The sequence below is a fragment of the Paractinoplanes polyasparticus genome, assembly GCF_019710575.1.
GTDB lineage: Bacteria > Actinomycetota > Actinomycetes > Mycobacteriales > Micromonosporaceae > Actinoplanes > Actinoplanes polyasparticus.
The window spans coordinates 152,377-177,252 of sequence record NZ_JAHWFK010000040.1 but is presented as its reverse complement, the minus strand read 5'-3'; the positions used below and the strand labels follow the sequence as shown (position 1 = coordinate 177,252).

Sequence of the window (24,876 nt, the reverse complement as noted above, 5' to 3'; positions counted from 1 at the left end):
AAGTGCCGCCCCTGGTACCACGATCTTGGCTCCGCGCGAACCTAGCGTTGTGACCATGATTCAGGTACGTGAGGTAACCAAGCGGTACGGCGCGAAGACGGTCGTCGACCACCTGTCGTTCACCGCGCAGCCCGGGCAGGTCACCGGCTTCCTGGGGCCCAACGGCGCCGGCAAGTCGACGACCATGCGGATGGTCGTCGGCCTCGACGCGCCGAGCTCGGGCGACGTGCTGGTCAACGGGAAGCCGTACGCGTCGTCGCCGGCGCCGCTGCGGGAGATCGGCGTGCTGCTCGAGGCCAAGGCCGTGCACCCGGGCCGCACCGCGGTCAGCCACCTGCTCGCCATGGCCCGTACGCATGGCATCCCGCGCTCCCGCGTCGACGAGGTCCTCGGCCTGGCCGGGCTCTCCGCCGTGGCCCACAAGCGGGTCGGCGCCTTCTCCCTCGGCATGGGCCAGCGGCTCGGCATCGCCGCCGCCCTGCTCGGCGACCCGGCCGTGGTGATGCTCGACGAGCCGGTCAACGGCCTCGACCCCGAGGGCGTGCTCTGGGTCCGCAACCTGCTGGCCGGCCTGGCCGCCGAGGGCCGCACCGTGATGCTGTCGTCGCACCTGATGACCGAGGTCGCGCTCATCGCCGACCACCTGGTCATCGTCGGCCGGGGCAAGCTGCTGGCCGACACGTCCGTGGCCGACTTCGTGACCTCGGAGGGCGTACGGGTCGTCACCGCCGCCCCCGACGCGTTGCGTGCGGTGATCGCCGCCGCCGGCGTCACGGTCACCTCGACCGGCGCCGAAGAGCTGTTCGTCACCGGCATCACCGCCCGCGAGATCGGGCTGGCCGCCGCCACCCGGGGAATCCCGCTGTTCGAACTGACCCCGCAGAACACCTCGCTGGAAGAGGCGTTCATGAACCTGACCCACGACGCTGTCGAATACGAGGCCGCCCGATGAAGATCACCGCTGGTGGCGTCGTCGCCGCCGAATGGACCAAGTTCTCCTCCCTGCGCTCGACCTGGGTCACCACCGGCATCTCGGTCGTCCTGCTGATCGCGTTCGGCGCGATCGCCTCGGCCTCCTTCGCGGGCGACAACCTGTCGGCCGTCGACCTGGCCCTGTCCGGCAGCACCCTGGCCGCCCTCGCGGTCGGTGTGCTCGGGGCCCTGCTGGGGGCGAGCGAGTACACCACCGGGATGATCCGGGCCACCCTGGCCGCGGTGCCGCGCCGGCTGCCGGTGCTGTGGTCGAAGAGCCTCGTGGCCGGTCTCGTCGCCGTCGTCGTGATGACCGCGGGCGCCTTCGCCGCCTTCGCGGTGGGCTCGGCGGTGCTCAACGACAAGGTCGGCAGCCTGGCTCTGGGCGACGACGGCGTGCTGCGGGCCCTGTTCGGGGCCGGGATCTACCTGGGCCTGGTCGCGGTGCTCGGCGTCGCCCTGGGCATGCTCGTACGCTCCAGCGCCGGGGCCATCGCTATCCTGGCCGGCCTGCTGCTGATCGTGCCCGGCCTGGCCGCGCTGCTGCCGAACGCTGTCTCCGAGGCGATCACCCCCTACCTGCCGAGCAACGCGGGCAGCGCCGTGATGGCCCTGACCCAGTCCGAGGGCGCCCTGGCCCCGTGGACCGGTCTCGCGGTCTTCGCCGGCTATGTCATCGTGACCCTGGTCGCGGCGGCGTACCGGCTCAAGAAGACCGACGCCTGACGGCTCGTACGAGGAGAATCGGCTGATGAGCGCGCAGGGATGGCTGGTGGACCGGCAGGCGCGGCTGCGCGCCTTCGACCGGCGCCACCCGTGGGTCATGGACACGCTGGTGGCCGTCCCGATCGTGCTCTTCAGCATTCCCAACCTGATCGAGAAGCCGCTGTCGGCCACCATCGCGACCCTGGTGCTGCTGCCGCCGCTGTACTGGCGGCGGCGGCACCCGTTCCCGGCGTTCCTGGTCACCGCGGCCATCGAGCTGGCCCAGGCCTCGCTGGACGTCGCCGTCGGGGCCGGGGTGATCCTGCTCGTGATGCTGTTCGGGGTGGCCTCCCGCGGTTCGTGGCGGGCCATGGCCTGGGCCTCCGGAATCACGGTGGTGCTGTCGATCAGCGAGATCTACTGGCTGAATCCGGTCCCCCAGAACCGCACCGTCACGCTGTTCCTGCTGCTCGGCACGACGATGGGCGCGGTCGCGTCCGGCGTCGCGGTGCGCACCCGGCGGGCGTACCTCATCGCTCTGGAGGACCGCGCCGACCGCCTGGAAGTCGAACGGGACACGCGGGCCCGCCTGGCCGTGGCCGAGGAGAGGGCCCGGGTGGCCCGCGAGATGCACGACATCGTCGGCCACCACGTGTCGGTGATCGTGGGCCTGGCCGACGGCGCCGCCGCGCTGGCGACCTCGCGGGCCGAGAAGACCGCCGAACCGCTGCAGCTGATCGGGACCACCGGCCGGCAGGCGCTGGCCGAGCTGCGGCGGGTGCTGGGCGTGCTGCGCGACCAGGACTCCGATCCGCAGCTGAGCCCGCAGCCCGGCATCGACGACCTCGACCGGCTGCTGCCGAGCGTGCGGGCGGCCGGGTTGCCGGTCAGCTACTCGACCTCGGGCGAGCTGCAGACCCTCGGCCGCGGCGTGCAACTCGCGGTCTATCGCATAGTCCAGGAAGCGCTGACCAACACCCTCAAACACGCGGGGCCCGGCGCGACCGCGCAGGTCACCCTCGCCGCCTCCGACGGAGAGGTACGGGTCCGCGTCCGCGACAACGGCCGCGGCGCCCCCGCCGCCCCCAGCCACGGCCTGGTCGGCATGCGGGAAAGAGCCGCCATGTACGGCGGTGTGGTCACGGCCGGGCCGGCCGAGCGAGGCTGGCTGGTCGACGTCGTCCTCAAGGAGCCCTCATGACAACCGTGCTGATCGCCGACGACCAGCCGTTGCAGCGCCTGGGTTTCAAGATGCTGCTCGACGGCACGCCCGGCATGACCGTGGTCGGCGAGGCCTCGGCCGGCGCCGAGGCGGTCCGGATGGTCGAGCAGGCCCGCCCCGACGTGGTGCTGATGGACGTACGCATGCCCGGCATGGACGGCATCGAGGCCACCCGCCGGATCACCGCGGCCGGCTCCCGCACCCACGTGCTGATCCTGACCACGTTCGACCTGGACGAGTACGTGTACACCGGCCTGCGCGCCGGGGCCAGCGGCTTCCTGCTCAAGGACGCCCGCCCGGAGGAGCTGATCGCCGGCATCCGGGCCGTCGCCAGCGGGGACTCGGTGGTGGCGCCCAGCCTGACCCGCAAGCTGATGAACGCCTACCTGCAGGATTCCGCCCCGGCCGCACACGTGGACCCCCTGCTGGCCACGCTGAGCGAACGCGAGCGCGAGGTCCTCGAGGCGATCGGCCAGGGCGCCACCAACACCGAGATCGCCGAACGCTTCACCCTCACCGAGTCAACCGTCAAGAAACACGTCGGCCGGGTGCTGGCCAAAATCGGCGCCCGCGACCGGATCCAGGCAGTGATTTTCGCGTACGACAACGGCCTGGTCCAACCGCGCGCCTGACCCGAACTCGCACGCGCCTGCGTCGTAGATGCCCGACGGAATCCGCCCTAGGTTGCCTTTCAGTGCCCTCCACCGGGAGGCGCATCGATCACGGGAGGAACTCCATGGACAAGGGTCTCGACTTCACCGACGCCACCTGGATCAAGAGCGTACGCAGCTGGGACGAGAACTGCGTCGAGGTCGCGTTCGTGCCCGGCGGTGTCGGTGTCCGCGACTCCAAGAACGCGGACGGCCCGATCCTGTCGTTCACCGAGGCCGAGTGGGACGCTTTCGCCGCCGGCGTGAAGGACGGCGAGATCCAGCGCCCCGTCGCCTGACAGCGTTTGTACGCGTGAGCACCGATCAGGTGTCCGAGCGGCACGCCGGCCTCCGGCGTGCCGCTCCCCTGCTGGCCGCCAAGGCCGTCTCGGTCACGGGCGACGGCGCTCTCATCGTCGCCGTGCCGCTGCTGGCCGCGTCCCTGACCAATGACCCGTTCACCCTCTCGGTCGTGTCGGCGACGGTGCTGCTGCCGTGGCTGCTGTTCGGCCTGCCGGCCGGTGCGCTGGCCGACCGTTGGTCCCGCCGCCGCACCATGATCGTCGCCGACGTGGCCCGCGCCGCGATCCTGTTCGCCCTGGTCGTGCTTCTGCTCACCGGCCACGCCACCATCGGAACGCTGGTCGTCGCCGTGCTGGCCATCGGCATCGGCACCTGCCTGTTCGACGCGGCCGCGCAGGGCGCCATCCCCGCTCTGGTGGGCCGCGACAAGTCCGTCCTGACCCATGTCAACGGCCGGTTCGCCGCCTACGACACCATCGGCCGCAGCTTCGCCGGCCCCGCCCTCGGCTCCGTCGGTTTCGCCCTCGGCCGCAGCCTGCCCTTCGCGGCCGACGCGATCACCTTCCTGGCTTCCGCGTTTTTCGTACGCAAGCTCCCCGAACTCCACGTGCAGCGTCCCCGCACCAGCATCGCGGCCGACATCCGCGAGGGCCTCCACTTCGTCACCGGCCACCGCGACGTACGGCTGCTGATCGTCGCCGCCTGCATCAACAACAGCGCCTTCGTCTGCGCGTTCGCCACCTTCGTCCTCTACGCGACCGACGTCCTCGCCGTGCCCGCGGCCTGGTACGGCATCCTCATCGCAGCCAGCGCGGCCGGCGCCCTGGCCGCCGAGTGGTGGGTGGAACCACTCACCCGGCGCCTCACCCACTGGCACGCGCTCGCCCTGTCCTGCGCGGGCCAGGCCGCCGCCTGGGCCGGCATCGCCCTCGCCGGCAACGTGTGGATCACCGCAGCCATGCTCGCCCTCTTCGGAGCAGCCAGCGGCATCGGCGCCGTCGCGCTCATGTCGGCCCGCCAGGAAGCCACCCCCGACGAACTGATGGGCCGGGTCACCAGCGTCTTCCGCATAGCCGGCACCGGCGTAACCGCACTGGCCGCTCTGGCCGGTGGAGTGCTGGCCAGCGCCTACGGCCTGACCGCCCCCATGTACGCCGCCGCAGCCGCACTGGCCCTGCTGGCCGTCCTCCTCCGTCTTCGACGCTGAGGGCAGCGACACCCGCAACGTCGAACAGGCTCGCGAATGAACTACCTCAGGTCGTCGGCGGCGAGCAGCCCGGCCAGACCGAGGAAGACGATGCCGGCGCCGAGGTCGACCCGGCGCTGGGTGCGGCCCGGGATGCCGGTGGCGCCGAGCCGAGCGCCCGCGGCGATGTAGAGCAGGCCGATCAGCAGCTCCACCACCAGGTACGCGAGGCCGAGCGCGGCGATCTGGGCGCCCTCGGTGGCGAACTGCGGAAGCAGCGCGGCGAACAGCAGCAGGGCCTTGGGGTTGCTGATCGCGACCACGAACTCGCGGACGACGATCGAGCGGACGCCGCCGCCCGCCCCTTCGACGTGGGACGGGCCGGGACCGCGGGCGGCGCTGCGCAGGCTGGTGACTCCCAGCCAGACGAGATACAGCACGCCGACCCATTTGATCACCTCGAGGGCGGTGGCGGAGGCGGCCAGCACCGCGCCCAGACCGGCCACCACCAGTGCGATCAGCACGACGAACGCGGCCAGCCGCCCCGCCACGCCGGCCAGCGCCCGCGCCGGGCCGTACCGGACCGCGTTGCTCAACCCGAGCAACTGGTTGGCGCCCGGTATGAGAGACACGAGCACGGCCGCGGCGAGGAATCCGGCCCAGTCAATCATCCGCTCCCCCGAAGGCGCCGGCACACGGTCGAACGCGACTCTAGTGCCACCGCACGGCCCACAGCCCCTCACCGCGACCCGGGTCACAGCCGCCGTCACTCGATCCGACAGCGCCACCGGCACCCGGGTCCCGGCCGCCGTCACTCCGTGCGACAGCGCCACCGGCACCCGGGTCCCGGCCGCCGTCACTCGGTGCGCAGCGCCACCGCCACCCGGGTCTTGGCTGCCCAACCGGCCGGCAGCAGCGCACCCGCCACCGCGATGACCAGGCCGGCCAGGCCGAGCAACAGCAGTTCCCCCGAGCCGTACGCGTCGAGGACCGAACTCGGCAGGCGGAAGCCCACGCTGCCCGCCATCTCCGTGATGACCGTGCGTTGCAGCAGTACCCCGAACGCCGTGCCGGCCGCGCCGCCGATCAGGCCGGTGACCACGACCGAGGCGATCACCATGGCCGTGGTCTGCCGCGGGGTCATCCCGAGCGCCTTGTGCACGCCCAGGTCGTGGACGCGTTCGCGGGTCTCGAGCACGACCGTGTTCATCACGCCCAGGCCGGCGACGACGATCAGCATGAGGCTGAGCAGACCGGTCAGCACGTTGACGACGACGACCATCTCGTCGGGTTCTCGGCTGAGGCTGTCGGCTGCCGCGCCGGCCGGTTCCAGGGCCGTCTTCAGGGCCTGGGTGTATCCCTCGACGTCGGTGCCGGATCGGACGGAGACGTAGTACATCGACGGCGCCAGCTCGGGCTCGGCCGCGCGCAGCGTCGCCATGTCGGTGACCACCTGCAGGCCGTCGTTGTCGGTGTTGAACACCTCGCCGACGATCGTGGCCGTGAGCCTGACGCCGTTGCTCGTCAGCGCGATGCTGTCGCCGACCTGCTTGCCGGCCGCGGTCAGGAAGGGGGTCGACACGATGATCTGCCCCGGGCCGGTCAGCCACTGGCCCGACACCATCCGGTAGTACCGCGCCGAATCGGGCCCGGTGACGGCGACCGACTCGAGCTCGCCGGTGATCCCGGCCGCCGTGATCTCGCCGCGGGCCACGCCCATGTACCCGGCCGTGCCGGCCTGGGCGGCGATCACCTTCTCGATCGCGGCCGGGTCGTTGAACGGCTCCGGCTCGCGCGGGCCGCCCGGCCCCGGTCCGTTCGGTCCCGGTCCGCCCGGTCCCGCCTCGCCCGGTCCCCTCTCGTGCAGCGCGTTGACCTGGACGTCGGCGATGTCCTCGACCTCCTGCACCCGGTTCAGCGACGTGCCGAGCCCGATCGCGAACGTGACCGCGGCGGCGCCGAACGCGATGGCGGCGATGATGCTGACCGCGCGGACCGGACGGGCGAAGGGGTGGGCCAGGCCGAGCGTCACCGGCCGCGGGAGCGGCAGCCGGCTGGTCAACCGGGTCGCCCAGCGACCGCGGCCCGGGCGCGGGGTGCGCCCGACGGCCAGCGCGTCGACGCTGCGCAACCGGCCGGCCCGAGCGGCGGCGGCCAGCGCGGTCAGCGCCACGACGGCCAGGGCGCCGCCGAACACGAGCGCGTCGACCCCGAGGGAGACACCGTTGTCACTCGTACCGTAAAGCTGGTTGGTCTGGGCGAGGATCGGGACCGTCAGCAGGTTGCCGGCGACCACCCCGAGCACCGCGCCGACCGTGGCCGGGATGAGCGCCTGCGCCACGTACGCCCGGGTGACCTGGGCCGGCGTGAAGCCGAGCGCCTTGAGGATGCCGATCCGGCGGGTCGAGGTCGAGACCGCCCCGGCGATCACGTTGCCGATGATCAACACCGCCATCACCACGCCCAGCAGGCCGAACGCGATGAGGAACGGCACCAGCAGGATGGTGTCGCTGATCGCCTCCCGGCGGACGTCCAGCCAGGACACGGCGCCGGTGAGCGCGCCCGCCGGGACGCTCGCCTCGACGGCGGTCTTGCCGGTGCCGACCTCCTCAGCCGAGTCGGCCGCCGAGAAGCGGTAGAGCATCTGGTACGTACGGGGACCGTCGCCGGCCCACGAGGCGAGCTGGGCCGGGGTGGCCCAGGCGCCGGCCGTGTCGCTGGCCGACCGGGCGATCCCGACGACGGTCACCGGCGCGCCGTTGACCTTCCACTGCCGGCCGACCACCTCCGGCCCGAACCGCAGACGGTCGCCCGAGGCCAGCACGATCTCCCCCGGGCCGGTGGCCCACCGGCCCTCGACCATGACGACCCGGTCGACCGCTCCGCCCGCGTCGGCCCGCCCGACGACGGTGACCGGCGGCACCGGGTGGCCGATCTCGTCGGTCAGCTCGACCTGCGCGCTGGTGAACGGCCCGGCCGACGCGGCCACCCCGGCGGCGCCGGCCGACGCGGCCAGCTGGGCCTCTGTGACCGCGCCGGCGTCGAACTGGGCGGTGAGGTGCGCGCCCCGCTGCTGACCGAAAGCCCGGTCGAACGGCCCCTGGGAGGCCGCCATCAGCGAGCCGCCGAGGACGGCCGAGGTAACCGCGATCGCCACGACCAGCCCGATCACGACGGTCTGGACGCGCTTGCGGCCCACTCCCGAGCGGACCACCCGCGTCAGCGCGCTCATCGGAGCAGCTCCATCGCGGTGCCGGTGGCGACCCGGCCGTCGCGGAGCTGGACGGTCCGGGTCGCGCACCTCTCGGCCAGTTCCAGGTCGTGGGTTACCAGGACGACGGTCTGGCCGTCGGCGTGCAGCTCGGTCAGCAGCCGCATGACGTCCTCGCCGGAGGCGGTGTCGAGCGCCCCGGTCGGCTCGTCGGCGAGCAACAGCGCCGGCTTGTTCATCAGCGCGCGGGCCACGGCGACCCGCTGCCGTTCCCCGCCGGAAAGCCGCCCCGGATAGGCGGCGGCATGCCGGTCGACGCCGAGCCGGCCCAGCAGTTCGGCCGCCCGGCGCTCGGCGGCGCCGCGGCCCATCCCGGCCAGCTGGGCCGGCAGCATGACGTTGTCGGCCACGGTCAGGTCGTCGAGCAGGTTGAAGAACTGGAACACCAGGCCGATGCGGGCCCGCCGGTACCGGGCCGAGGCCGCCTCGCCCAGCCGGTCGACCCGGACCCCGTCGACGGTGACCGTGCCCGCGCTGGGCCGGTCCAGCCCGGCCACCAGGTTGAGCATCGTCGACTTGCCGCTGCCGGACGGGCCCAGGATCGCTACCGCCTCGCCGGGCGCGATGCTCAGCGACACCTCGTTCAGCGCCGGCGGCCCCTCGTCGTAGCGGCGTGTCACCTCGTGCAGCTCGATCAGTGGTGCGGTCATGTCCCCGTCTCCTCACGCGGTGGTGAACTGGCGGGGCTGACGCTATGGAGGAGTCCGGATCGGACGCATCGGCAGCGGGAAGCATCTTGGGCCGGGCGTCATCCTCGCGATGTAGTCGTCCGGGTGGATGCCATCGGCGCGTCGCGGCGGCGAGAATCGACCGATGATGCTCACCAGGCTGCGGGCCGGGTTGCGATCGCTGGCCCGTCCGGTCGGCCCGCTGCCGCCGTTGTCGCGCCGGGGGCAGCTGTTCGACGCGCTCATCGCGCTCGGGCTCTTCCTCGTCGCGGTCCAGGCCGGCGCCGAGAACGACCAGCCGGCCCCGCGCCGGATCGAGTTCGATCCCCGCGTCGGAGCGCCCCCGCTGCCGCCCGACCCGGTGTGGCCGCCGTTCCTGCCGGTCGAGGACGAGGGGAATGGCGACACGGTGGTCCTGCTGATGCTGGTCGCGCTGCCGCTGCTGTTCCGGCGCCGGTATCCGCTGACGGTGCTGTGGGTGGTGCTGGTGATGGGGGTGATGGTCAGCGAGAATCCGGCGGCGCTGCGACTGTCCTTCTTCGCCTGTGTGATCGCCGGCTACAGCGCGGCCGTCTTCAGCCCGTACAAAATCCCGGCCCTGGCCAGTCTGCCGGTGGCCGCGCTGCTGCACGCGGGGCTGCAGTCGGACGCCAGCTCGGTCTCCGACAGCGCCGTGCCGTTCATGATCCTGCTGCCGATCGCGGTCGCGGCCGAGGGATTGCGGCGGTGGAAGCAGCACGCCGACGACGGCCGGGCCCGGATGGCGGCCATGGAGCACGAGCAGATCGAGGCGCTGCGCCGGGCGACCGAGTTCGAACGGGCCCGGATAGCCCGCGAGCTGCACGACGTGGTGACCCACAACGTCAGCGTGATGGTGATCCAGGCCGGCGCGGCCCGCAAGGTCATGGACACCACCCCCGACGACGCCCGGGCGGCGTTGCTGGCCGTCGAGGCGGGCGGGCGGGCCGCGATGACCGAGCTGCGCCACGTGATGGGCCTGCTCACCATGGACGGCGACATCCTCGCCTCGGACCTGGCGCCGCAACCCGGGCTGGACGGCCTGGACGCGCTGATTCAGCGGATGCGCGACTCGGGCGTCGAGGTCGAGCTCGTCGAGCGCGGCCGGCGAGGGGAGCTGGCGTCCGGCGTCGAGCTGACCGTCTACCGGTTGGTGCAGGAGGCGCTGACGAACACCGTCAGACACGCGGCCGGGGCGTCCGTCCGCGTGCTCGTCGACTATGCCGGGGACCATCTGCTGGTCGAGGTCACCGACACCGGCGGCCGCTCCGGCGCGAGCGCCAACACCGCCGGCAGCGGACGGGGGCTGATCGGCCTGCGGGAGCGGCTCGCGGTCTACGGTGGGACGCTCGAGGCCGGTCCTCGCCTGACCGGCGGCTACCGGGTGAAGGCCCGGATCCCCTTGGAGACGACATGAACGCGGCGCTGCGGGTGGTGGTCGCCGACGATCAGGCGCTGGTCCGGGCCGGCTTCCGGATGATCCTGACCGCCGACGGCATCGAGGTGGTGGCCGAGGCCACGAACGGCACGGAGGCCGTCGACGCCGTCCGGCAGCACCGCCCCGACGTGGTGCTGATGGACATCCGCATGCCCGGCATGGACGGCCTGACCGCCACCCGCCAGATCCTGTCCGGCGCCGCGGAGGCCCCCCGCGTCATCATGCTGACGACCTTCGACCTCGACCATTACGTGTACGCGGCCCTGACCGCCGGCGCCAGCGGCTTCCTGCTCAAGGACGTCACCCCCGAACAGCTGGTCGGCGCCGTCCGCCTGGTCCGCACGGGCGACGCCCTGCTGGCTCCGGCCATCACCCGCCGCCTGGTGCAGCGTTTCGCCCACCACGACGCCGAAGCGCCGCCCCTGCACCGCGACCTGGCCGCCCTGACTCCCCGCGAGCTCGAGGTGCTGGGACTGCTCGCCCACGGCCTGAGCAACGCCGAACTGGCCGCCCGCCTGCACCTGTCCGAGGCCACGGTCAAAACCCACGTGGCCCGGATCCTGGCCAAGCTGGGCCTGCGGGACAGGGTCCAGGCCGTGGTCGTCGCCTACCGCACCGGTCTGGTCGCCCCCTGAGGCGAAACCCGTTCGCGCCGCCCGGCCGGCCCGTGTGATCCTTTTTTTGGGTCGCTAGCTCAACTGGCCAGAGCATCCGGCTGAGTAGCGTGTCCGCTCCCCGCCCCGCGCGGTCATGGAGGCGCTTCCTTCTCTTTGGGAATCGGAGGGTTCGGGGTTCGAATCCCCGGCGGCCCACAACGACGACGACAACGATGGAAAGGAGGATCGTGTGCTCGAGAACCGGATCATCCAGAAGACCCTGCGCGTGCCGGCGGGCGTCGGCGCGGCCGGTGACGGCGCGCCCGTGGCCCGGCAGCTGGACGCGGCGCTGCTCGATGTCGGGTTCTCCGCCTCGCGGGCCCTGCTGGAGCACGTGGGCACGCTGGCTCCCGGCCCGGCGATGGACCTGGCGGCCACGGTCGTGTCGGCGGTGCGTGAGCTGGTCGGCGACCACGTGCGGCACAACGCCTACTTCATCGGTTTCCCGCACGACGTGCCGGACACCGTCGAGTTCTGGGCCGAGCGGCTGCGGGCGGCTGTGCTCGCCGGCAGCGGTCCGGAGGTCGATCTCGCCGGTGGCCTGAACCTGTTGGAGCTGCCGGGGTACGGCGCCTACCAGCACACGTACGCCGAACTGCTGGCCGCGCACGACGAGCTGGTCGGATCGGCCGGTGACCGCGTGACCGTGCTCCATCTCGGCGACCCGGCCGAGGTGGAGGCGTCGCGGCTCTACCTGGCCCTGGCCGGCAGCACGACGCCGCTCGGCGAGGCCGACCTCGCGCTCCTCGGTGAGCTCGCGGTCGCGTGCGCCGATGGCATGCAGCCGGACGAGATCCCTGTGCGCGAGAACCGGGCCGTGCTCAACGGGATCCGGCTGGTCCTCGGCCGGCCACTGGTCGCCGTGGACACCGTCACCGATGTCCTGCGCCTGGCCTGCCAGGTCTCGGCCGGGGACGTGTCGCTGCGCACGGCCACGCGCTTCCGTGCCTTCCGGCGGCCCGAGCGCCGGGTCCTGCTGGCCGCATTGAACGAGGTCGTCGGCGCCGGCCCGGCCAAGCTGGGCGACGTCGGCCGGTACGCGGAGCGGTGGAAGCGGCTCGGCGAGCGGCTGCACCCGCACGAGCACGGCCAGTGGCCGCACGCGGCGAAGGTGTTCGCGGTCGCGCGGGGCGAGCTTCGTGTCCGCACTCTCGCCGGCCGGGCCGAGGCGGCGATCGGCGCGGGCGAGATCGGTGCGGCGGCATCCATCCTGTCGGCGGCGCCGGGTCTGCTGCTGCGCTCGGCCGACACGCTTCTGCGCCGGGCCACCGGGGCGGAACGGGCCACAGTGGTCGATGCGGTCACGGACGCGCTCGGAACGGCGTCGGGCCGGGTGCTCTGCTCGCTGCGCGAACACGTCGGCAATCGGCGGACGCCCGTGCCGGCCCGGATGTACGCGAGCCGTTCCCGCAACTCGTGGGTCGGCCCGGACCGGCGGCCACCGCTGCCGGCCGAGCTGATCGCCGAGCTCTCGGCCCGGCTCGACGCCGGGATCGGCGCCCGGCTGCCGCGCTGGGAACGGCCGTTGCTGGTCGACCCGGCCGTGCTCGAGGTCGCCCTGCCGCTGTCCGGCAAGGCGGCCGAGGACGGCTTCGCGGTGCTGCCACGAGGCTCGCGGGCCGCGGTGACCGGTGAGCTGCTGCGCTTCTTCACGTACTGGCGGCAGACGAGCCGGCGCACCGACTACGACCTGTCGGTGCTGCTGCTCGACGAGGACTTCCAGCCGGCGGGCCAGGTCTCGTGGACGAACTATCGCCTGGACGGAGTGGTGCACTCGGGCGACCTCACGGACGCGGCCGAGGGGGCGACCGAGTTCATCGACGTGCCCCTGGGGATGCGCGGCAGCTACGTGGTGCCGCAGGTGAACATCTACTCCGGCGAATCGTTCGACGAGGTCGCCGAGTCGATGTTCGGCTATCAGACCCGGGCGGCCGGCCGGCGCGGCGCGCCGTTCGACCCGCGCACCGTGCGGGCCCGCTCGTCCATGCGCGGCTCGGGCCGGGTCGCGCTGCCGATGGTGTTCGTGCCGGGTCCGGCGGGCTGGCAGGCGGTGTGGCTGCACCTTTACCTGTCGGGCCGGCCGTCGTTCAACCGGGTGGAGGCGAACGGTTTCACCACGGCCGACCGGGTGCGGGCGCTGATGGAGCGGCGCTACCTGACCGTCGCGTACCTGGTCGACCTGTGGCGGGCGGACACGGAAGTGACTAGCTGGGACGGCCGGCCGCCGGACGGGCCGGTCACGTTCATCGGCATCGACCGCCCGGAGAATCTGCCGGAAGGGTCGGAGATCTATACGCTGGAACGGCTCCACGAGCTGATCCCGGCGTGAACAGCCGGGCCGAGGCCATGTGGGTGCTTCCTTCTATTCCGTTCAATTCGGGAACCCCGCGCAAGCGGGGGACTGGTGAATAGTGCCCGCGCTCTCCTCGGCCCTCAGCGGGGCCGTGGGCGGCAGTGTGAACTGCCGCCCACGGCCGGTGGCTCAGCCGGTGGTCACCGGCAGCGACCACACGTCGGCGATCGACGGGTCGTAGTTGCGTCCCTCGGCGTCCTCCTGGAACCGGACCCGCACCTTGCCGTCGGCGGTCAGGTCGGCCCGGTCGACCAGGACCTGGTAGCTGAGCGCGCCCACCCCGCCCTCGGCGCGCTGATACGACCGGGAGTGGACGACGACCCCGTCGACCAGGATGTCGTAGTCCTTCAGTTGCGCCCGGTCATAGGTCTCGACCGCGCGCAGCACGAACGGCGCATCGGGCGCGACCGCGAGGTCGAACTCGAAGTAGCCGCCCCACACTGACATCGGTCGTGCCGCCGGGTGCCACCTCGGCCGAGCCCGTGGTGATCTCGACCGCCGGCACGATCGTGAGGGAAGCACCGATCGGCAGCGTGGCGGCGCCGGTATGCCGCCGGTAGCTGACGGCGCCGGCCAGGTCGGCCGGTCCCGGCGCCTGGCCCGCTCCGACGCGTACGTCATAGGTCGCCGTCACCGTGCCGCCGGGCCGCACCGAGGTCGCCGGGGCCGGGCCGACCCGGGTCGACGTCCAACCGGCCGGGACCGGCAGGTCGATCCGGACGTCGGTGAGCGCGGTGCTGCCCTTGTTCTGCAGCCCCGCCTGGACGCGCACGACGTCGCCGGGACGAAGGTTCCCGGGCGGAACGCTCAGCGAGGCGACCGCCCCGGCCAGCGCGGCTGAGACCCGCGACAGACGCGTACGGATCTCGGCCACCTTCGCCCGCAGCTCGGCGTTGCCCGCCCGCCGGTCGACGTCGGCCGCCGCGGCCAGCGCGAGGTGCACGGCAGCAGCGGTGGCCTCCGGGGAAACCTTGCCGTAGCCGAGGTCGGCGGCCGCCGTCGTGACCGCCAGAACGGGCGCCTGGCTCTTGATCGACGCCGCCGCGACCCGGGCCTCCCCGAGGTCGCCGCGGACGGCGTCGACCGCGAACCTGTAGGTGCCCGAGCCCACGGTGAACACCGCGTTGCCGCCGGCCATCCTGACGAACGTGACACCCTCGGACGCCGGCTTCCCGCCCTCGGTGACGGCCCAGCGGCTGGCCGCCGGGATCTCCACCGTGGCCGTCGTGTTGCCCGGAACGGTGACGTCGAGCGCCATCTGCCCGGCCGCGTCGAGCTTCCAGTCGCTCACGAACTGGCCGTACCGGGAACGGTAGGTGGCCCTGGCGGAGGTGAGGCCGCCGCCCGGCTCGGGCCCGATGGTGACGTGCCGGAACCCGGGCTTCGCGTCGTCGGGCCGGATCCCGCCGACGGTCCGGTACATCCAGTCGCCGACCGCGCCGTACGCGTAATGGTTGAAGGAGTTCATCCCGACGTCGCCGAAGCTGCCGTCGGGCTTGATGGAGTCCCAGCGCTCCCAGATCGTGGTGGCCCCGCGGGCGATCTCGTAGCCCCACGACGGAAAGTCCTTGTTCGTCAGCAGCCGGTAGGCGATGTCGAGGTGCCCGGTGTCCGACAACGCCGGCAGCAGATCCGGAGTGCCGAGGAAGCCCGTCGACAGGTGATAGCCACGCGAGGCGACCCGGTCCGCGAGCCGCCGTCCCGCGGCCTCGCGCCGGTCGGCCGGCACCAGACCCATGCTCAGAGCCAGCACGTACGCGGTCTGGCTGTCGCCCTGCACCCGTCCGTCGGCCGAGACGTACGCATCGGCGAACGCGCCGGTGACGGCGGTGGCCCGGGCGCCGTACTTCTCGGCGTCGGCCGTACGGCCCAGCGCGGCCGCCATCTCGGCGAAGAGCCGGGTGCTGTACGCCGCGTAGGCGGTGCCGATGACGCCGGCCGGGGTCGGGTCGTCCAGGTTCAGCCAGTCCAGGTACGGCCCGGCTGCCGGCCGCAGCAGGCCGGTGCTGGTGGCCTGCACGTAGTCGACGTATCGGCGCATCGAGTCGTAGTGGTCGGACAGCACCTTCGTGTCGCCGTAACGCTTCCACAGCGTGTACGGCACGGTGATCCCGGCGTCGGCCCAGCCGGAAGCCCCGTCACCGCAGCAATTGCGCGGAGCGACGTCCGGATAGGCCCCGTTGGGCGACTGGGCGTCCCGCAGGTCGGCCAGCCACTTGGTGAGGAAGCTGAGCGAGTCCATGTTGAACGTGGCCGTCTCGGCGAAGACGTTGATGTCGCCGGTCCAGCCGAGCCGCTCGTCGCGGGCCGGGGTGTCGGTCGGGATCGACAGGAAGTTGCCCCGCTGCCCCCACACGATGTTGCTCTGCAACTGATTGACCATCGGGTCGGAGGTGGTCAGCTCGCCGGTGAAGGGCGCGGCCGTGCCCATCACCCGGCCGGTCACGGTGGCCGGCGTCGGCGTGCCGGGGAAGCCGGTCAGCTCCACGTACCGGAAGCCGTGGAACGTGAAGCGGGGCTCGTACACCTCGGCGCCTCCACCGGCCAGGGTGTAGTAGTCGGTGGCCTGCGCTGTCCGCAGGTTGGCCGTGTACACAGTTCCGTCCGGGTTGAGCACCTCGGCGTGCCGCAGCCGCACTGTCTGCCCGGCCGCGCCGGTGACCCGCAGCCGGGTCGCGCCGACCATGTTCTGGCCGAGGTCGAACACCCACACGCCGGGCCGGGGCTGGGTGAGGGTCTTCGCGCTCAGCTCCTGGGTCACCTTGACCGGCGGATCGATCTGGGCCACCAGCCGCTGCGTCGGCGCGTCGCTGCCCACGGTGGCCGCGGACCAGCCGGCGTCGTCGAAGGCGGAACCCCGCCAGCCCGGTGGCTCCAGGCGGGCGTCGTACGTCTCGCCGTGGATGTTGTCGCCCCGCAGCACCGGGCCATCGGCGGCGCGCCAGCTGCCGTCGCTGACGACGGTCTGCGACGTGCCGTCGGTGTAGTCGACGCGTAGCTCCGTGAGCAGTTGAGGCCGGTCGCCGTACAGCTTGTCGCCGAACCAGCCGATGGAACCGGAGTACCAGCCGTCGCCCAGCATCGCGCCGATGGTGTTCTCACCCGCGACCAGCCGGTCGGTGACGTCGAAGGTCTGGTACTGGATCCGCTTGTTGTAGTCGGTCCAGCCCGGGGCGTGCTGGTGGTCGCCGACCCGGGTGCCGTTGAGCGAGAGCTCGTAGGCGCCGAGCGCGGTCGAATAGATCCGGGCCCGGCTCACCTTGCGGTCGACACGGAACTCGCGGCGCAGCAACGGTTTCCCGGCGGTCTCGGCCAGCAACGTCTCGGTCGAGCCGGACACCTCGAGCCCCCGCGGCGTCGGCGTGCCCGCGGTGAACGGGTTGGCGCCGCCGGTCAGGTCGGCGTCGACCTCCGTCCTGCCGCCGACGACGACCTTGACCGAGTGGACGACGGCGGCCTCGGTGCCCGCCGTCCGCAGCCCGACGGTTCCGCCCGCCCGCTTGTCATCCACGGTGGTGTCGGCCAGGTTGCCGTCGACGAACGTCTTGATGGTCGTGCCGGCCGCCTCGATCCGCAGATCGTGCGGCTGGTTGAAGTCCGCCGGCGCGATGGCGAGAGGCACCTCCTTGAGAATCTGCCAGCTGCCACCGACGCGCACGTGCGGCCGCAGCACCGGAACGTTGTTGAAATTGGCCAGCTGCCACATGTACGCGTCGTTCACATTCCTGGCCCGGAAGAAGACCCCGGCCGCGTCCCGGGTGACCGTCAACCGCACGTCCACTGTGTAATCCGACCAGGTGACGCCGCCCCGCTCCCGCCCGATCCACTTGGCGTGCCAGTCCGAAGCCTTCAGCAGCCCCGTTTCCCACCACGACGGCGCGCTCCAGGCCGAGGCCCGGCCCTCGTCGTCCCAGACCCGCACCTGCCAGTGATAGCGGGTCGCCGAGGTCAAAGTCCCTCCCCCGTACGGGACCTGGGTCGACTCCGCGCTCGTCTTCCGCCCGGTGTCCCAGACATCGGCGGCGCCCGCCGTCAGCTTGGCCGCCGTCGAGGCCACCCGCACCTGGTACGCCGATTGCGTGACCCCGCGCCGTGAAGAGCCGATCAGCCACCCCAGCCTCGGATTCGGCGTGTCGATGCCGAGCGCGCCCGGGACGCCCTCGACGGTAAGCCCGGTAACGGCCGGCGCCGCCCCCGCAGCTCCCGCAGCCTCCGCAGCTCCCGCTGGAGACGCGGTGACAGCCGTGAGCGTGCCCGCGGCACACATGACGGCAGCCAGCAGACGGATGCCCGCCCGCCGAAGTCCCATTGCTCGTTTCAAGTCGCACCCTCCCGATCGATCGTGTGACGGAGTGGCCACCGACCGGGCGCGTACCATCGCGGCACGCCCAAGCGCCCCGAAGACTACCGCTGGTTCATGAAACGTTTCATCACGGTCGGTAACACGATCGTACGGTCCCCGTCACACGAGCGCAATCATGTACATCGATCCGCTTCACCCGGATCGACCGGACGAACCGTCGGGCGCCAACCGAAGTGGACGCCCTCAACGCCGCTGCGCCGGAAGACCCGAGTACGGGTCTCGCCCAGGCCCGCGTATCGCCTTGTCACCCGCTGCGCCTGCCGATGATGCGCCGCGAACACGAATCTGAGCCACGAATGAGCGTCTCGTTCCGGCTGGAAGCTTCCCTGCTGCACAGACCGGAGCGCCTCGTAGTAGAGAACGGTGTTCGTCTGCTCGCCCAGCCATTCCTCGATCGAGGAGAACTCGGGAGCCAGTTCCCCGACCCGCGCCAGCACCAAGGTGTGCAGCGCACGCGCAGTTAGTCCATTGCCGTCACGGCACGGGTGTATACCAACGAGATTGAGGTGGGCGGCCCGCGCACGTCACGGTTGCCGGCGGCGCACCGCCCGGGCCGACAGCGTGGCCGCGCCGATGACGACGGCGAGGATTCCGAGCGCCCACGGCCACCGGCTCCACCAGGTGTCCGCTGCGGCCTGCTCGCCGCCTCGGGCCGCCGGCGCCGGGGCTGCCTGGGCGGCCTTTGCTCGCACCGCGACGGTCGCCTCGCTGGTGTACGGGGCGGGCGCGCGAACAGTCACCCGCCAGTCCCCCGGCGTCAGGATCGGGCCGCTGGCGTAGAAACCCTGCCCCTCCCCGGCCGGTTCGAGCTGGACCGGGCCGACGGCCTGCCCGTCCGCGGCGGTGGCGCTGACGACCAGTCGCACTACTGCCTCGAGTCGGTGGCCGTCGGCGTGCTTTGCCTGCACGGTGACGCCGGTGGCGCCGTCGCCGGCCACCTCGAGTTTGAGCTTTCCCTCGTGGGCCCACGCGGGGCCGGCGGCCGGCACGAGCGCCAGCACCAGTCCGGTCAGAACAGCGGCACCCGTACGGCGCATCGAATTCTTCCTCTCTTCGGGCACAAGGGGCCCGCCCCGGGGCGGGACGGACCCCCTGGTGCGTCAGCGCGAAAGGTTCGGCGGAGGCTTCCGGGTCGGGTCACCCTTGAGCCAGCCGTTGGCGGCCTTCGCGCCGGACGACCCGGCTGTGCCGCCGAGCCGAACGATCATCGCGTCGGCGTCGCGGAGCAGGGTGTCGCGGACGTCGGCGTCGGTGACCAGCTTGGAGTCGCCGGCCAGCGTCTTGAAGGCCTTCAGCTCCTTGATCGCCTTCTCGTCCTTGCCGGCCGCCTCGGCGGCACGGACCACGTCCAGCTTCGCCGACAACTGCTTGTGCCCCTTGGCGGAGAGCCGGCTGGTCGCCTTGAACCGGTCCAGCAGGTTCTGCATGTCCCGGAACGAGGTGGCCACGAAGAACTGCACCGTGGTCGTCGTGCGGTTGCCCGCCTTGTCGATCGCGGTCGCCGTCAGGTCGTGCAGGCCGAGCGGCAGCTCGTACAGGGCCAGCAGAGCGCCGTTGGTGTACGCCTGCCCGTCCAGGGTGGCCGCGGTGCTCTGGATTCCGGAGCTCGGGTCGACCGCCTGCCAGGAGACCCGGACGTCCTGGCTGTCGCCGTAGAGCTGACCGTGGGCCAGCCCCGCGACGAGCAGGGTCGGCTTGCTGCCGTCGATCCGGAGGACCGCCGACTTCAGCGTCTCCGCGTTGCCGGCCTTGTCGGTGGCCCGGTAGAGCAGCTCGTGCTGCCCGTCCCCGGTCACGTCGATGGCTGCGGTGTACGGCGTCCAGGCGCCGCCGTCGAGCGACCACTCCAGCCGGCCGACTCCCGATCCGGCGTCGGCCGCGGTCAGCGTGACCGGGATGGCCCCGGCGTGCCAGCCGTTGTCGTTGGCCGGAGCGAACTGCGCCGTGGTCAGCGGTGCGGTGCTGTCGATCTTGACAGCGACCGACTTGGCCGTCTCCACGTTGCCGGCCTCGTCGGTCGACCGGAACCGCATCTCGTGGGCGCCGTCGCCGCTGACCACCACCGGAGTGGTGTAGGCGGTCCAGGCCGTGGCGCCGTCGAGCTGATACTCGGTGCCGGCCACGCCGCCCTCGTCGGCCGCGGTCAGAGTGACCGTGGCCGCCGCGGTGTGCCAGCCGTCGACCGGGGTCCCGGAGACCTCAGCCGTGGTGACCGGCGCCTTGGTGTCGCTCGCCGCGGTGCTGACCCGGAAGTAGTCGAACGCCGCGGTCTTGGAGGCCGTCTGGTTGGCCCCGAGGGTGAACAGACCCACCTTGGGCGTGGCCCCGACAGCCGCGTTGGTCAGCGCCGGGAACGTGGTCCAGTCGGTGCCGTCGGCCGAGTAGGACGCGGTGTAGGTGGTGCCCACCTTGGCCAGCCGCAGGTGCCACACGGCCGAGGTCAGGCTGCCGAGCTGTGGCTGCGGATCCTGCACGGCCGCGCCGATCTCGCTGCGGAACTCGAGCCTGCGGCTGAGCGGTTGCCCGGCCGTGTTGTCGAGGACGTAGTCGAGCTTGATGTAGTTGTCGTCGTCGCCGTACACGATCAGACCGGCCTGCTGGTACTGCTCGTCGAGCAGGCTGCCGTCGACCCTCGTCTGCACGGTCCAGTCGCCCGGCGGCGGGTTCTGCAGCATGAAGTTCGTCGGCCCGGTGTTGCTCGCGGTGTAGATGTCACCGTTGGGCACATCGATCCGCAGCGACCCGTCGGTGACCCGGTAGGCCGCCGCGTCCTCGCGGACGATCGCGTCCCACCGGCACTTGTCCAGCGTGGCCGCCGTGAACTCGTCCGACGGGTCGACCGGTCCGGCCGGCTCGTCGGGCGTGAGCCGGAACCAGTCGAAGGCCGCGTCCACCACCGGCGCTGTGGTGCCGCCGTTGAGGGCGAAGACCCCGACGCGCGGGTTGACGATGCCGGCCAGGGCAGCCGGGCGTCCGGCCGGGGTGAACGACTGGCCGTCGGCCGAGGCCTCCGCGGTCAGGTTCGTCCCGTCGCTGCTGATCCGCAGATGGACGACCTCACCGGCGGGCGCCGCGGTGCTGTCACCGTTCTCGTTCCGTGGGGTCCCGGCGGTCTCGCGGATGAATTCCACCGTACGGGAGCCGTTGTAGATGAGGTCGAGCTTGGCGTAGTTGTCGTCGTCGCCGTAGACGATCAGGCCGGCCTGCTGGTAATTGGCGGTGACCGGCAGCGTGATCTTCGTGGTGGCCTGCCAGGCGCCGCCGGGAGCCGGTTGCAGCACCAGGTTGGTGGCGTCGTTGCGGGTGCCGTAGAGGTCACCCACGCCGGTCGGCAGGCGCAGCGAGCCGCCCGAGACCGAGAAGGCCTGGTTCTCGCGGACCACCGTCCAGCGGTCGCGGGCCAGCGATTCACCGGCGAAGTCGTCCGAGCGCGCCCCGAGGCAGTCGGTGTTCGGCGCTTCCACCTTCACGGGCACGTTGGTGTAGGCCTTGGCGCCCCGCTTGTCGGTCACCGTCAGCGTGGCGGTGAAATTCCCGGGCGTCCGGTACGTGTGACTGGCGTCCAGGGTGTCGGCCGTGCCCCCGTCGCCGAAGTCCCAGGCGTACGTCAGCGGGGTGTCGCCTTCCTCGTCGGTGGCCGTGCCGTCGAACGCGACGGTGACCGGAGCGGTGCCGCCGGCCGGTGCCGCGACCGCGCTCACCGTGGGCGGCGCGTTCTCGGTGACGCCCCGGCCCAGGAAGTCGATCCAGTTCACGTTGAACAGGAATCCCGTCCCGCCGGCCGGATCGCGGGCGACGAAGAACAGCGACTCGGTGTCGGTGGCGGTGACCGGTGCCGTGACGTCGGCCCAGTTTCCCCACCCGCCGGTGCCAGCCACGTCGGCCGTGGCGACCAGTGGACCGTCGGGCGCGCCGGAGCGGACCTCGAGCCGTCCGCCGGCCGTGCCCGACGAGACCCGGAAGCGGATGGAGTCGACGCCGGTCAGGCTGGCCGGGTCGATCGACCACCAGTCCCCGTCCTCGGCGAACCCGATGTTCTGACCGCCGCCGGCCGGGTCGTTCGTGGCCTCGCGCTGCACGCCCGGGTCGCCGCCGCCGACACCGCCGGGGACGCGGCCGGTGGCGGTGAAGTACTCGGCCTGCTTGCGCTTGGGCTGCAACTGCTCGATCGCGCGGCCGGTGAGCGGGCCGGCCCCGCCGCTGCCGCCGTCGTCGGTGTAGGTCGCCTCGAACACCGCGAAGACGTTGGCCTCAGCGCCGTGCCCGGCGGCCAGGGCGGTCTGCACGGTGCCGGTGCAGCCGGTGTGCTGCTCCAGCGGGTGGGCGTGCTCGTCGTGGCCGAGCAGCACCTGCAGGCGTACGCGGTCGCAGTCGATCGTGCCGTCCTCGGGGTCGGTCACCTTGATCGTGTACTTCACCTGGTCGCCCCACTCGAAGAAGCCGCCGTCGGGCGGGAACTCGATGGATACGGCCGGCATGGTGTTGCCGACGGTCACCGGCACGTTGGCCACCGCCGTACGCCCCTTGGGGTTGGTGACGGTGAGCTGCGCGGTGTAGTCGCCGGCCTCGGTGTAGGTGTGCGTGGGGTTGGCCTCGGTCGAGGTCCCGCCGTCGCCGAAGGTCCAGGCGTAGGTCAGCGTGCCGCCGTCGGGGTCGCGGGAACCCGCGCTCGAGAACTTGGCCGTCAACGGCACCGGCCCCGAGGTCGGGGTGGCGCTGGCGGCCGCGATCGGCGCGCGCTCACCGGCGATGTAGTCGATCCGGTAGATCCCGGAGTTGTCGTTGTTCCCGCCGAAGCCGCTGCCCCACTCGATCAGGTACAGCGCGCCGTCCGGGCCGAACTCGAAGTCCATCGGGCGTACGAAGGTCATGCCGGTCAGCAGCTGGTTGATGTCGACCAGGGACCTGCCGTCGGCGGTCACCTGCATCGTGTACATCTTCGACTGGTTCCACTCGCCGAACATGGCCTTGCCGTCGTAGTAGGCGGGCCACTTGCGGGCGGAGGTGGAGTCGGCGTCGTACCGGTAGACCGGGCCGCCCATCGGCGCGCCGCCGCCACCGATCTCGGGGAAGCGCGGGTTGCCGCCGTAGTCGTAGTCGACGGTTGCGGCGATCGCCGGCGGCAGGGCGGTCAGGCCGGTGTTGTTGGGCGAGTTGTTGACCGGCGCCGCGCAGTCGAACTTGGCCCCGCTCGGCCCGGACGGGAACTGGTAGTCGTTGTACGCGTAGTTCGCGCCCGTGCAGTAGGGCCAACCGAAGTTGCCCGCGGCCGAGACGATGTTCCATTCCACCGTGCCCTCGGGCCCGCGGTTCGGGTTGGAAGCGCTCGCGTCCGGCCCGTAGTCGCCGACATAGAGGGCGCCGGTCTTGGGGTCGGTGCCGATCCGGAACGGGTTGCGGAAGCCCATCCCGTAGATCTCGGGCCGGGTCTTGGCGGTGCCGGGCGCGAACAGGTTCCCGGCCGGCACGGTGTAGGTGCCGTCGTCCTCGGGGTGGATCCGCAGCACCTTGCCGCGCAGGTCGTTGGTGTTGCCCGAGGTGCGCTGGCTGTCGTAGTCCTGACGGCCCGGCCGCTCGTCGATCGGGGTGAAGGCGTCCGACTCGAACGGGTTCGTGTTGTCCCCGGTGGCCAGGTACAGGTTCCCGTCCTTGTCGAAGGTCATGCTGCCGCCGGCGTGGCAGCAGGTGTTGCGCTGCGTGTCGACCTGCAGCACGATCTTCTCGCTGGCCGGGTTGATCGTGTCGCCGGTGACGGTGAACCGCGACAGCAGGTTGCGCGCCACGTTGTCGTTGCGGGCGTAGTACAGATACACCCAGCCGTTCTCGTCGAAGTCCGGGTCGAGCCGGATCCCGATCAGCCCGTCCTCGTTGCCGGTGAAGACGTCGAGGTCCACGGCGGTCACCGTACGACCGGTGTCCGGCTTGACGATCTGGACGCGGCCGTCGCGCTCCACATAGAACACCCGGCCGTCGTCGGCGATGTCCAGCTCCATCGGGTTGCTGGTGTTGGCGTCCAGGGTGACCTTCTCGAAGCTCTCGGTCAGCGAGGCGCCGCAGTCGGCGTCCACCGCCCCGGCCGCGCTCCGGATGCCACCCAGCAGGTGAGCGAGGAACTGCGGATCGGCGTACGACTCCTGGGTGTGCCCGCCACCGGTGTACCAGGCCCGCCCGCCGTCGTAGTCCTGGCACCAGGCGGTGGGATGGTCGGAGCCCATCGCCCCGGCGCCCGGGGTGTAGCTGGTCTCGTCGAGGCTGGCGAGCACGTGGACGTCGCCGCGCGGGTTGGACCGGAAGTTGTACCACTCGTCGAAGCGCGACCAGCGTTCCGGCAGCCCGTCCGTGGACGGGTGGGCGTGGTCCTCGACCTTGACGGTGGCCTGCTGGTTGGCCGGGTGGGCGGAGAAGTACGCGCCCACCAGCTCGCCGTACCAGGGCCAGCTGTACTCCGTGTCGGACGCGGCGTGGACGCCCACGTACCCGCCACCGGCCTTGATGTAGCGCTCGAAGGCGCTCTGCTGCCCCGGGTCGAGCACGTCACCGGTCGTGGAGAGCCAGATGACCGCCCGATACTTGGCGAGGTTGTCGTCGGTGAAGGCCGCCCCGTCCTCGGTGGCGTCGACGCTGAACCCGTTGTCGGCGCCCAGTTGCCGGATGGCGGCGATCCCGGCCGGGATCGCGTCGTGCCGGAACCCGGCGGTCTTGGAGAAGACGAGGACGGAGTAGGGCTCGGCGGCGGCGGCCGCCGCCGGAGCCGGCGCGGCGAGCGCGGCCGGCGGACCGATCAGACTGCCGGCCAGCAGGGCACACGACATCAGGGCAGCGGTAAGCAGATTTCGCCCAGGGTGGCGAAAACGTCGACGGGGCACGGGAGCTCCTTGTCCTTTGTAGACAGTTGACAGCCGGGCCGGCCCGCCGATGGCCATCCCGTAACGCACACGCATCGAAATTTGTTTATCGGTTGTACAAACTTCGGCCCTGCGCTTCGTTTCAAGCAAGAGATCAGCGTGTAACAGTTTGATAACTGACCGTGCCGACGCGGATTCCGCCCGGACAATGCGGGACTATTGACCG

The 24,876-nt window shown here is 71.8% G+C and carries 17 protein-coding genes and 1 tRNA gene; 10 read left to right on the top strand and 8 right to left on the bottom strand.

The features are described 5' to 3' along the window. Window positions 1-55: 55 nt before the first annotated feature. The 6 genes from KXC43_RS34245 to KXC43_RS34220 all read left to right on the top strand — a co-directional run bounded on the left by KXC43_RS34245 (window position 56) and on the right by KXC43_RS34220 (window position 5,059). The gene (locus KXC43_RS34245) at window positions 56-952 is read left to right on the top strand and encodes an ABC transporter ATP-binding protein (protein ID WP_221380350.1); all 897 of its coding nucleotides are present in this window, start codon (window positions 56-58) and stop codon (window positions 950-952) included. Continuing rightward, complete coding sequence (locus tag KXC43_RS34240; protein ID WP_221380349.1) at window positions 949-1,698, top strand: ABC transporter permease; 750 nt, start codon at window positions 949-951, stop codon at window positions 1,696-1,698. The genes KXC43_RS34245 and KXC43_RS34240 overlap by 4 nt, the downstream gene beginning before the upstream one ends. A 25-nt stretch (window positions 1,699-1,723) precedes the next feature. Then, window positions 1,724-2,878, top strand: coding sequence for a histidine kinase (locus tag KXC43_RS34235; protein WP_221380348.1), 1,155 nt, complete (start codon window positions 1,724-1,726; stop codon window positions 2,876-2,878). Continuing rightward, window positions 2,875-3,531 carry a response regulator gene (locus tag KXC43_RS34230; protein WP_221380347.1) on the top strand — a complete coding sequence of 219 codons (657 nt, stop codon included), beginning with the start codon at window positions 2,875-2,877 and terminating at the stop codon, window positions 3,529-3,531. Before KXC43_RS34235 ends, KXC43_RS34230 begins: the two co-directional genes overlap by 4 nt. Window positions 3,532-3,635: 104 nt before the next feature. Continuing rightward, complete coding sequence (locus tag KXC43_RS34225; RefSeq protein ID WP_221380346.1) at window positions 3,636-3,848, top strand: DUF397 domain-containing protein; 213 nt, start codon at window positions 3,636-3,638, stop codon at window positions 3,846-3,848. 14 nt (window positions 3,849-3,862) lie between these two features. Continuing rightward, complete coding sequence (locus KXC43_RS34220; RefSeq protein WP_221380345.1) at window positions 3,863-5,059, top strand: MFS transporter; 1,197 nt, start codon at window positions 3,863-3,865, stop codon at window positions 5,057-5,059. Between the two features lie 41 nt (window positions 5,060-5,100). On the opposite strand, the gene KXC43_RS34215 is transcribed toward KXC43_RS34220, so the two are convergent. The 3 genes from KXC43_RS34215 to KXC43_RS34205 form a co-directional block, all read right to left on the bottom strand. After that, on the bottom strand, window positions 5,101-5,709 hold the full coding sequence (locus tag KXC43_RS34215) for a LysE family translocator (RefSeq protein ID WP_221380344.1): 609 nt from the start codon (window positions 5,707-5,709) through the stop codon (window positions 5,101-5,103). A 185-nt stretch (window positions 5,710-5,894) separates the two neighbouring features. Beyond that, on the bottom strand, window positions 5,895-8,270 hold the full coding sequence (locus KXC43_RS34210) for an ABC transporter permease (protein WP_221380343.1): 2,376 nt from the start codon (window positions 8,268-8,270) through the stop codon (window positions 5,895-5,897). Next, window positions 8,267-8,959, bottom strand: a complete 693-nt coding sequence (locus KXC43_RS34205) for an ABC transporter ATP-binding protein (RefSeq protein ID WP_221380342.1) — start codon at window positions 8,957-8,959, stop codon at window positions 8,267-8,269. The genes KXC43_RS34210 and KXC43_RS34205 overlap by 4 nt, the downstream gene beginning before the upstream one ends. A gap of 163 nt (window positions 8,960-9,122) precedes the next feature. Here KXC43_RS34205 and KXC43_RS34200 point away from each other — a divergent pair, with 163 nt between their 5' ends. The 4 genes from KXC43_RS34200 to KXC43_RS34185 all read left to right on the top strand — a co-directional run bounded on the left by KXC43_RS34200 (window position 9,123) and on the right by KXC43_RS34185 (window position 13,418). Then, entirely contained in the window at window positions 9,123-10,412 is a 1,290-nt protein-coding gene (locus tag KXC43_RS34200) for a sensor histidine kinase (protein WP_221380341.1), read from the top strand. Continuing rightward, window positions 10,409-11,068 (top strand): response regulator, encoded by a 660-nt coding sequence (locus tag KXC43_RS34195; RefSeq protein ID WP_221380340.1) that lies wholly within the window; start codon window positions 10,409-10,411, stop codon window positions 11,066-11,068. Before KXC43_RS34200 ends, KXC43_RS34195 begins: the two co-directional genes overlap by 4 nt. Window positions 11,069-11,116: 48 nt before the next feature. Next, window positions 11,117-11,245, top strand: a tRNA-OTHER gene (locus KXC43_RS34190). Window positions 11,246-11,279: 34 nt separating this feature from the next. After that, on the top strand, window positions 11,280-13,418 hold the full coding sequence (locus tag KXC43_RS34185; RefSeq protein ID WP_221380339.1) for a TerD family protein: 2,139 nt from the start codon (window positions 11,280-11,282) through the stop codon (window positions 13,416-13,418). Window positions 13,419-13,571: 153 nt separating this feature from the next. On the opposite strand, the gene KXC43_RS34180 is transcribed toward KXC43_RS34185, so the two are convergent. The 5 genes from KXC43_RS34180 to KXC43_RS34160 all read right to left on the bottom strand — a co-directional run bounded on the left by KXC43_RS34180 (window position 13,572) and on the right by KXC43_RS34160 (window position 24,617). Beyond that, a complete protein-coding gene (locus tag KXC43_RS34180) occupies window positions 13,572-13,889 on the bottom strand; it encodes a hypothetical protein (RefSeq protein ID WP_221380338.1) in 318 nt (105 codons plus the stop codon). After that, window positions 13,804-17,751, bottom strand: coding sequence for a family 78 glycoside hydrolase catalytic domain (locus KXC43_RS34175; RefSeq protein WP_221380337.1), 3,948 nt, complete (start codon window positions 17,749-17,751; stop codon window positions 13,804-13,806). The genes KXC43_RS34180 and KXC43_RS34175 overlap by 86 nt, the downstream gene beginning before the upstream one ends. A 167-nt stretch (window positions 17,752-17,918) precedes the next feature. Next, window positions 17,919-18,245, bottom strand: coding sequence for a hypothetical protein (locus KXC43_RS51590; protein ID WP_255645312.1), 327 nt, complete (start codon window positions 18,243-18,245; stop codon window positions 17,919-17,921). Between the two features lie 84 nt (window positions 18,246-18,329). Further along, window positions 18,330-18,842, bottom strand: coding sequence for a hypothetical protein (locus tag KXC43_RS34165; RefSeq protein WP_221380336.1), 513 nt, complete (start codon window positions 18,840-18,842; stop codon window positions 18,330-18,332). A 63-nt stretch (window positions 18,843-18,905) separates the two neighbouring features. Beyond that, window positions 18,906-24,617, bottom strand: a complete 5,712-nt coding sequence (locus KXC43_RS34160; protein WP_221380335.1) for a ThuA domain-containing protein — start codon at window positions 24,615-24,617, stop codon at window positions 18,906-18,908. Window positions 24,618-24,876 lie beyond the last annotated feature (259 nt).

Coding starts and splice junctions, on each gene's coding strand:
- KXC43_RS34245 (WP_221380350.1), top strand. CDS start 56: ATGATTCAGGTACGTGAGGTAACCAAGCGGTACGGCGCGAAGACGGTC.
- KXC43_RS34240 (WP_221380349.1), top strand. CDS start 949: ATGAAGATCACCGCTGGTGGCGTCGTCGCCGCCGAATGGACCAAGTTC.
- KXC43_RS34235 (WP_221380348.1), top strand. CDS start 1,724: ATGAGCGCGCAGGGATGGCTGGTGGACCGGCAGGCGCGGCTGCGCGCC.
- KXC43_RS34230 (WP_221380347.1), top strand. CDS start 2,875: ATGACAACCGTGCTGATCGCCGACGACCAGCCGTTGCAGCGCCTGGGT.
- KXC43_RS34225 (WP_221380346.1), top strand. CDS start 3,636: ATGGACAAGGGTCTCGACTTCACCGACGCCACCTGGATCAAGAGCGTA.
- KXC43_RS34215 (WP_221380344.1), bottom strand. CDS start 5,709: ATGATTGACTGGGCCGGATTCCTCGCCGCGGCCGTGCTCGTGTCTCTC.
- KXC43_RS34210 (WP_221380343.1), bottom strand. CDS start 8,270: ATGAGCGCGCTGACGCGGGTGGTCCGCTCGGGAGTGGGCCGCAAGCGC.
- KXC43_RS34205 (WP_221380342.1), bottom strand. CDS start 8,959: ATGACCGCACCACTGATCGAGCTGCACGAGGTGACACGCCGCTACGAC.
- KXC43_RS34200 (WP_221380341.1), top strand. CDS start 9,123: ATGATGCTCACCAGGCTGCGGGCCGGGTTGCGATCGCTGGCCCGTCCG.
- KXC43_RS34195 (WP_221380340.1), top strand. CDS start 10,409: ATGAACGCGGCGCTGCGGGTGGTGGTCGCCGACGATCAGGCGCTGGTC.
- KXC43_RS34180 (WP_221380338.1), bottom strand. CDS start 13,889: ATGTCAGTGTGGGGCGGCTACTTCGAGTTCGACCTCGCGGTCGCGCCC.
- KXC43_RS34175 (WP_221380337.1), bottom strand. CDS start 17,751: ATGGGACTTCGGCGGGCGGGCATCCGTCTGCTGGCTGCCGTCATGTGT.
- KXC43_RS34165 (WP_221380336.1), bottom strand. CDS start 18,842: ATGCGCCGTACGGGTGCCGCTGTTCTGACCGGACTGGTGCTGGCGCTC.
- KXC43_RS34160 (WP_221380335.1), bottom strand. CDS start 24,617: ATGTCGTGTGCCCTGCTGGCCGGCAGTCTGATCGGTCCGCCGGCCGCG.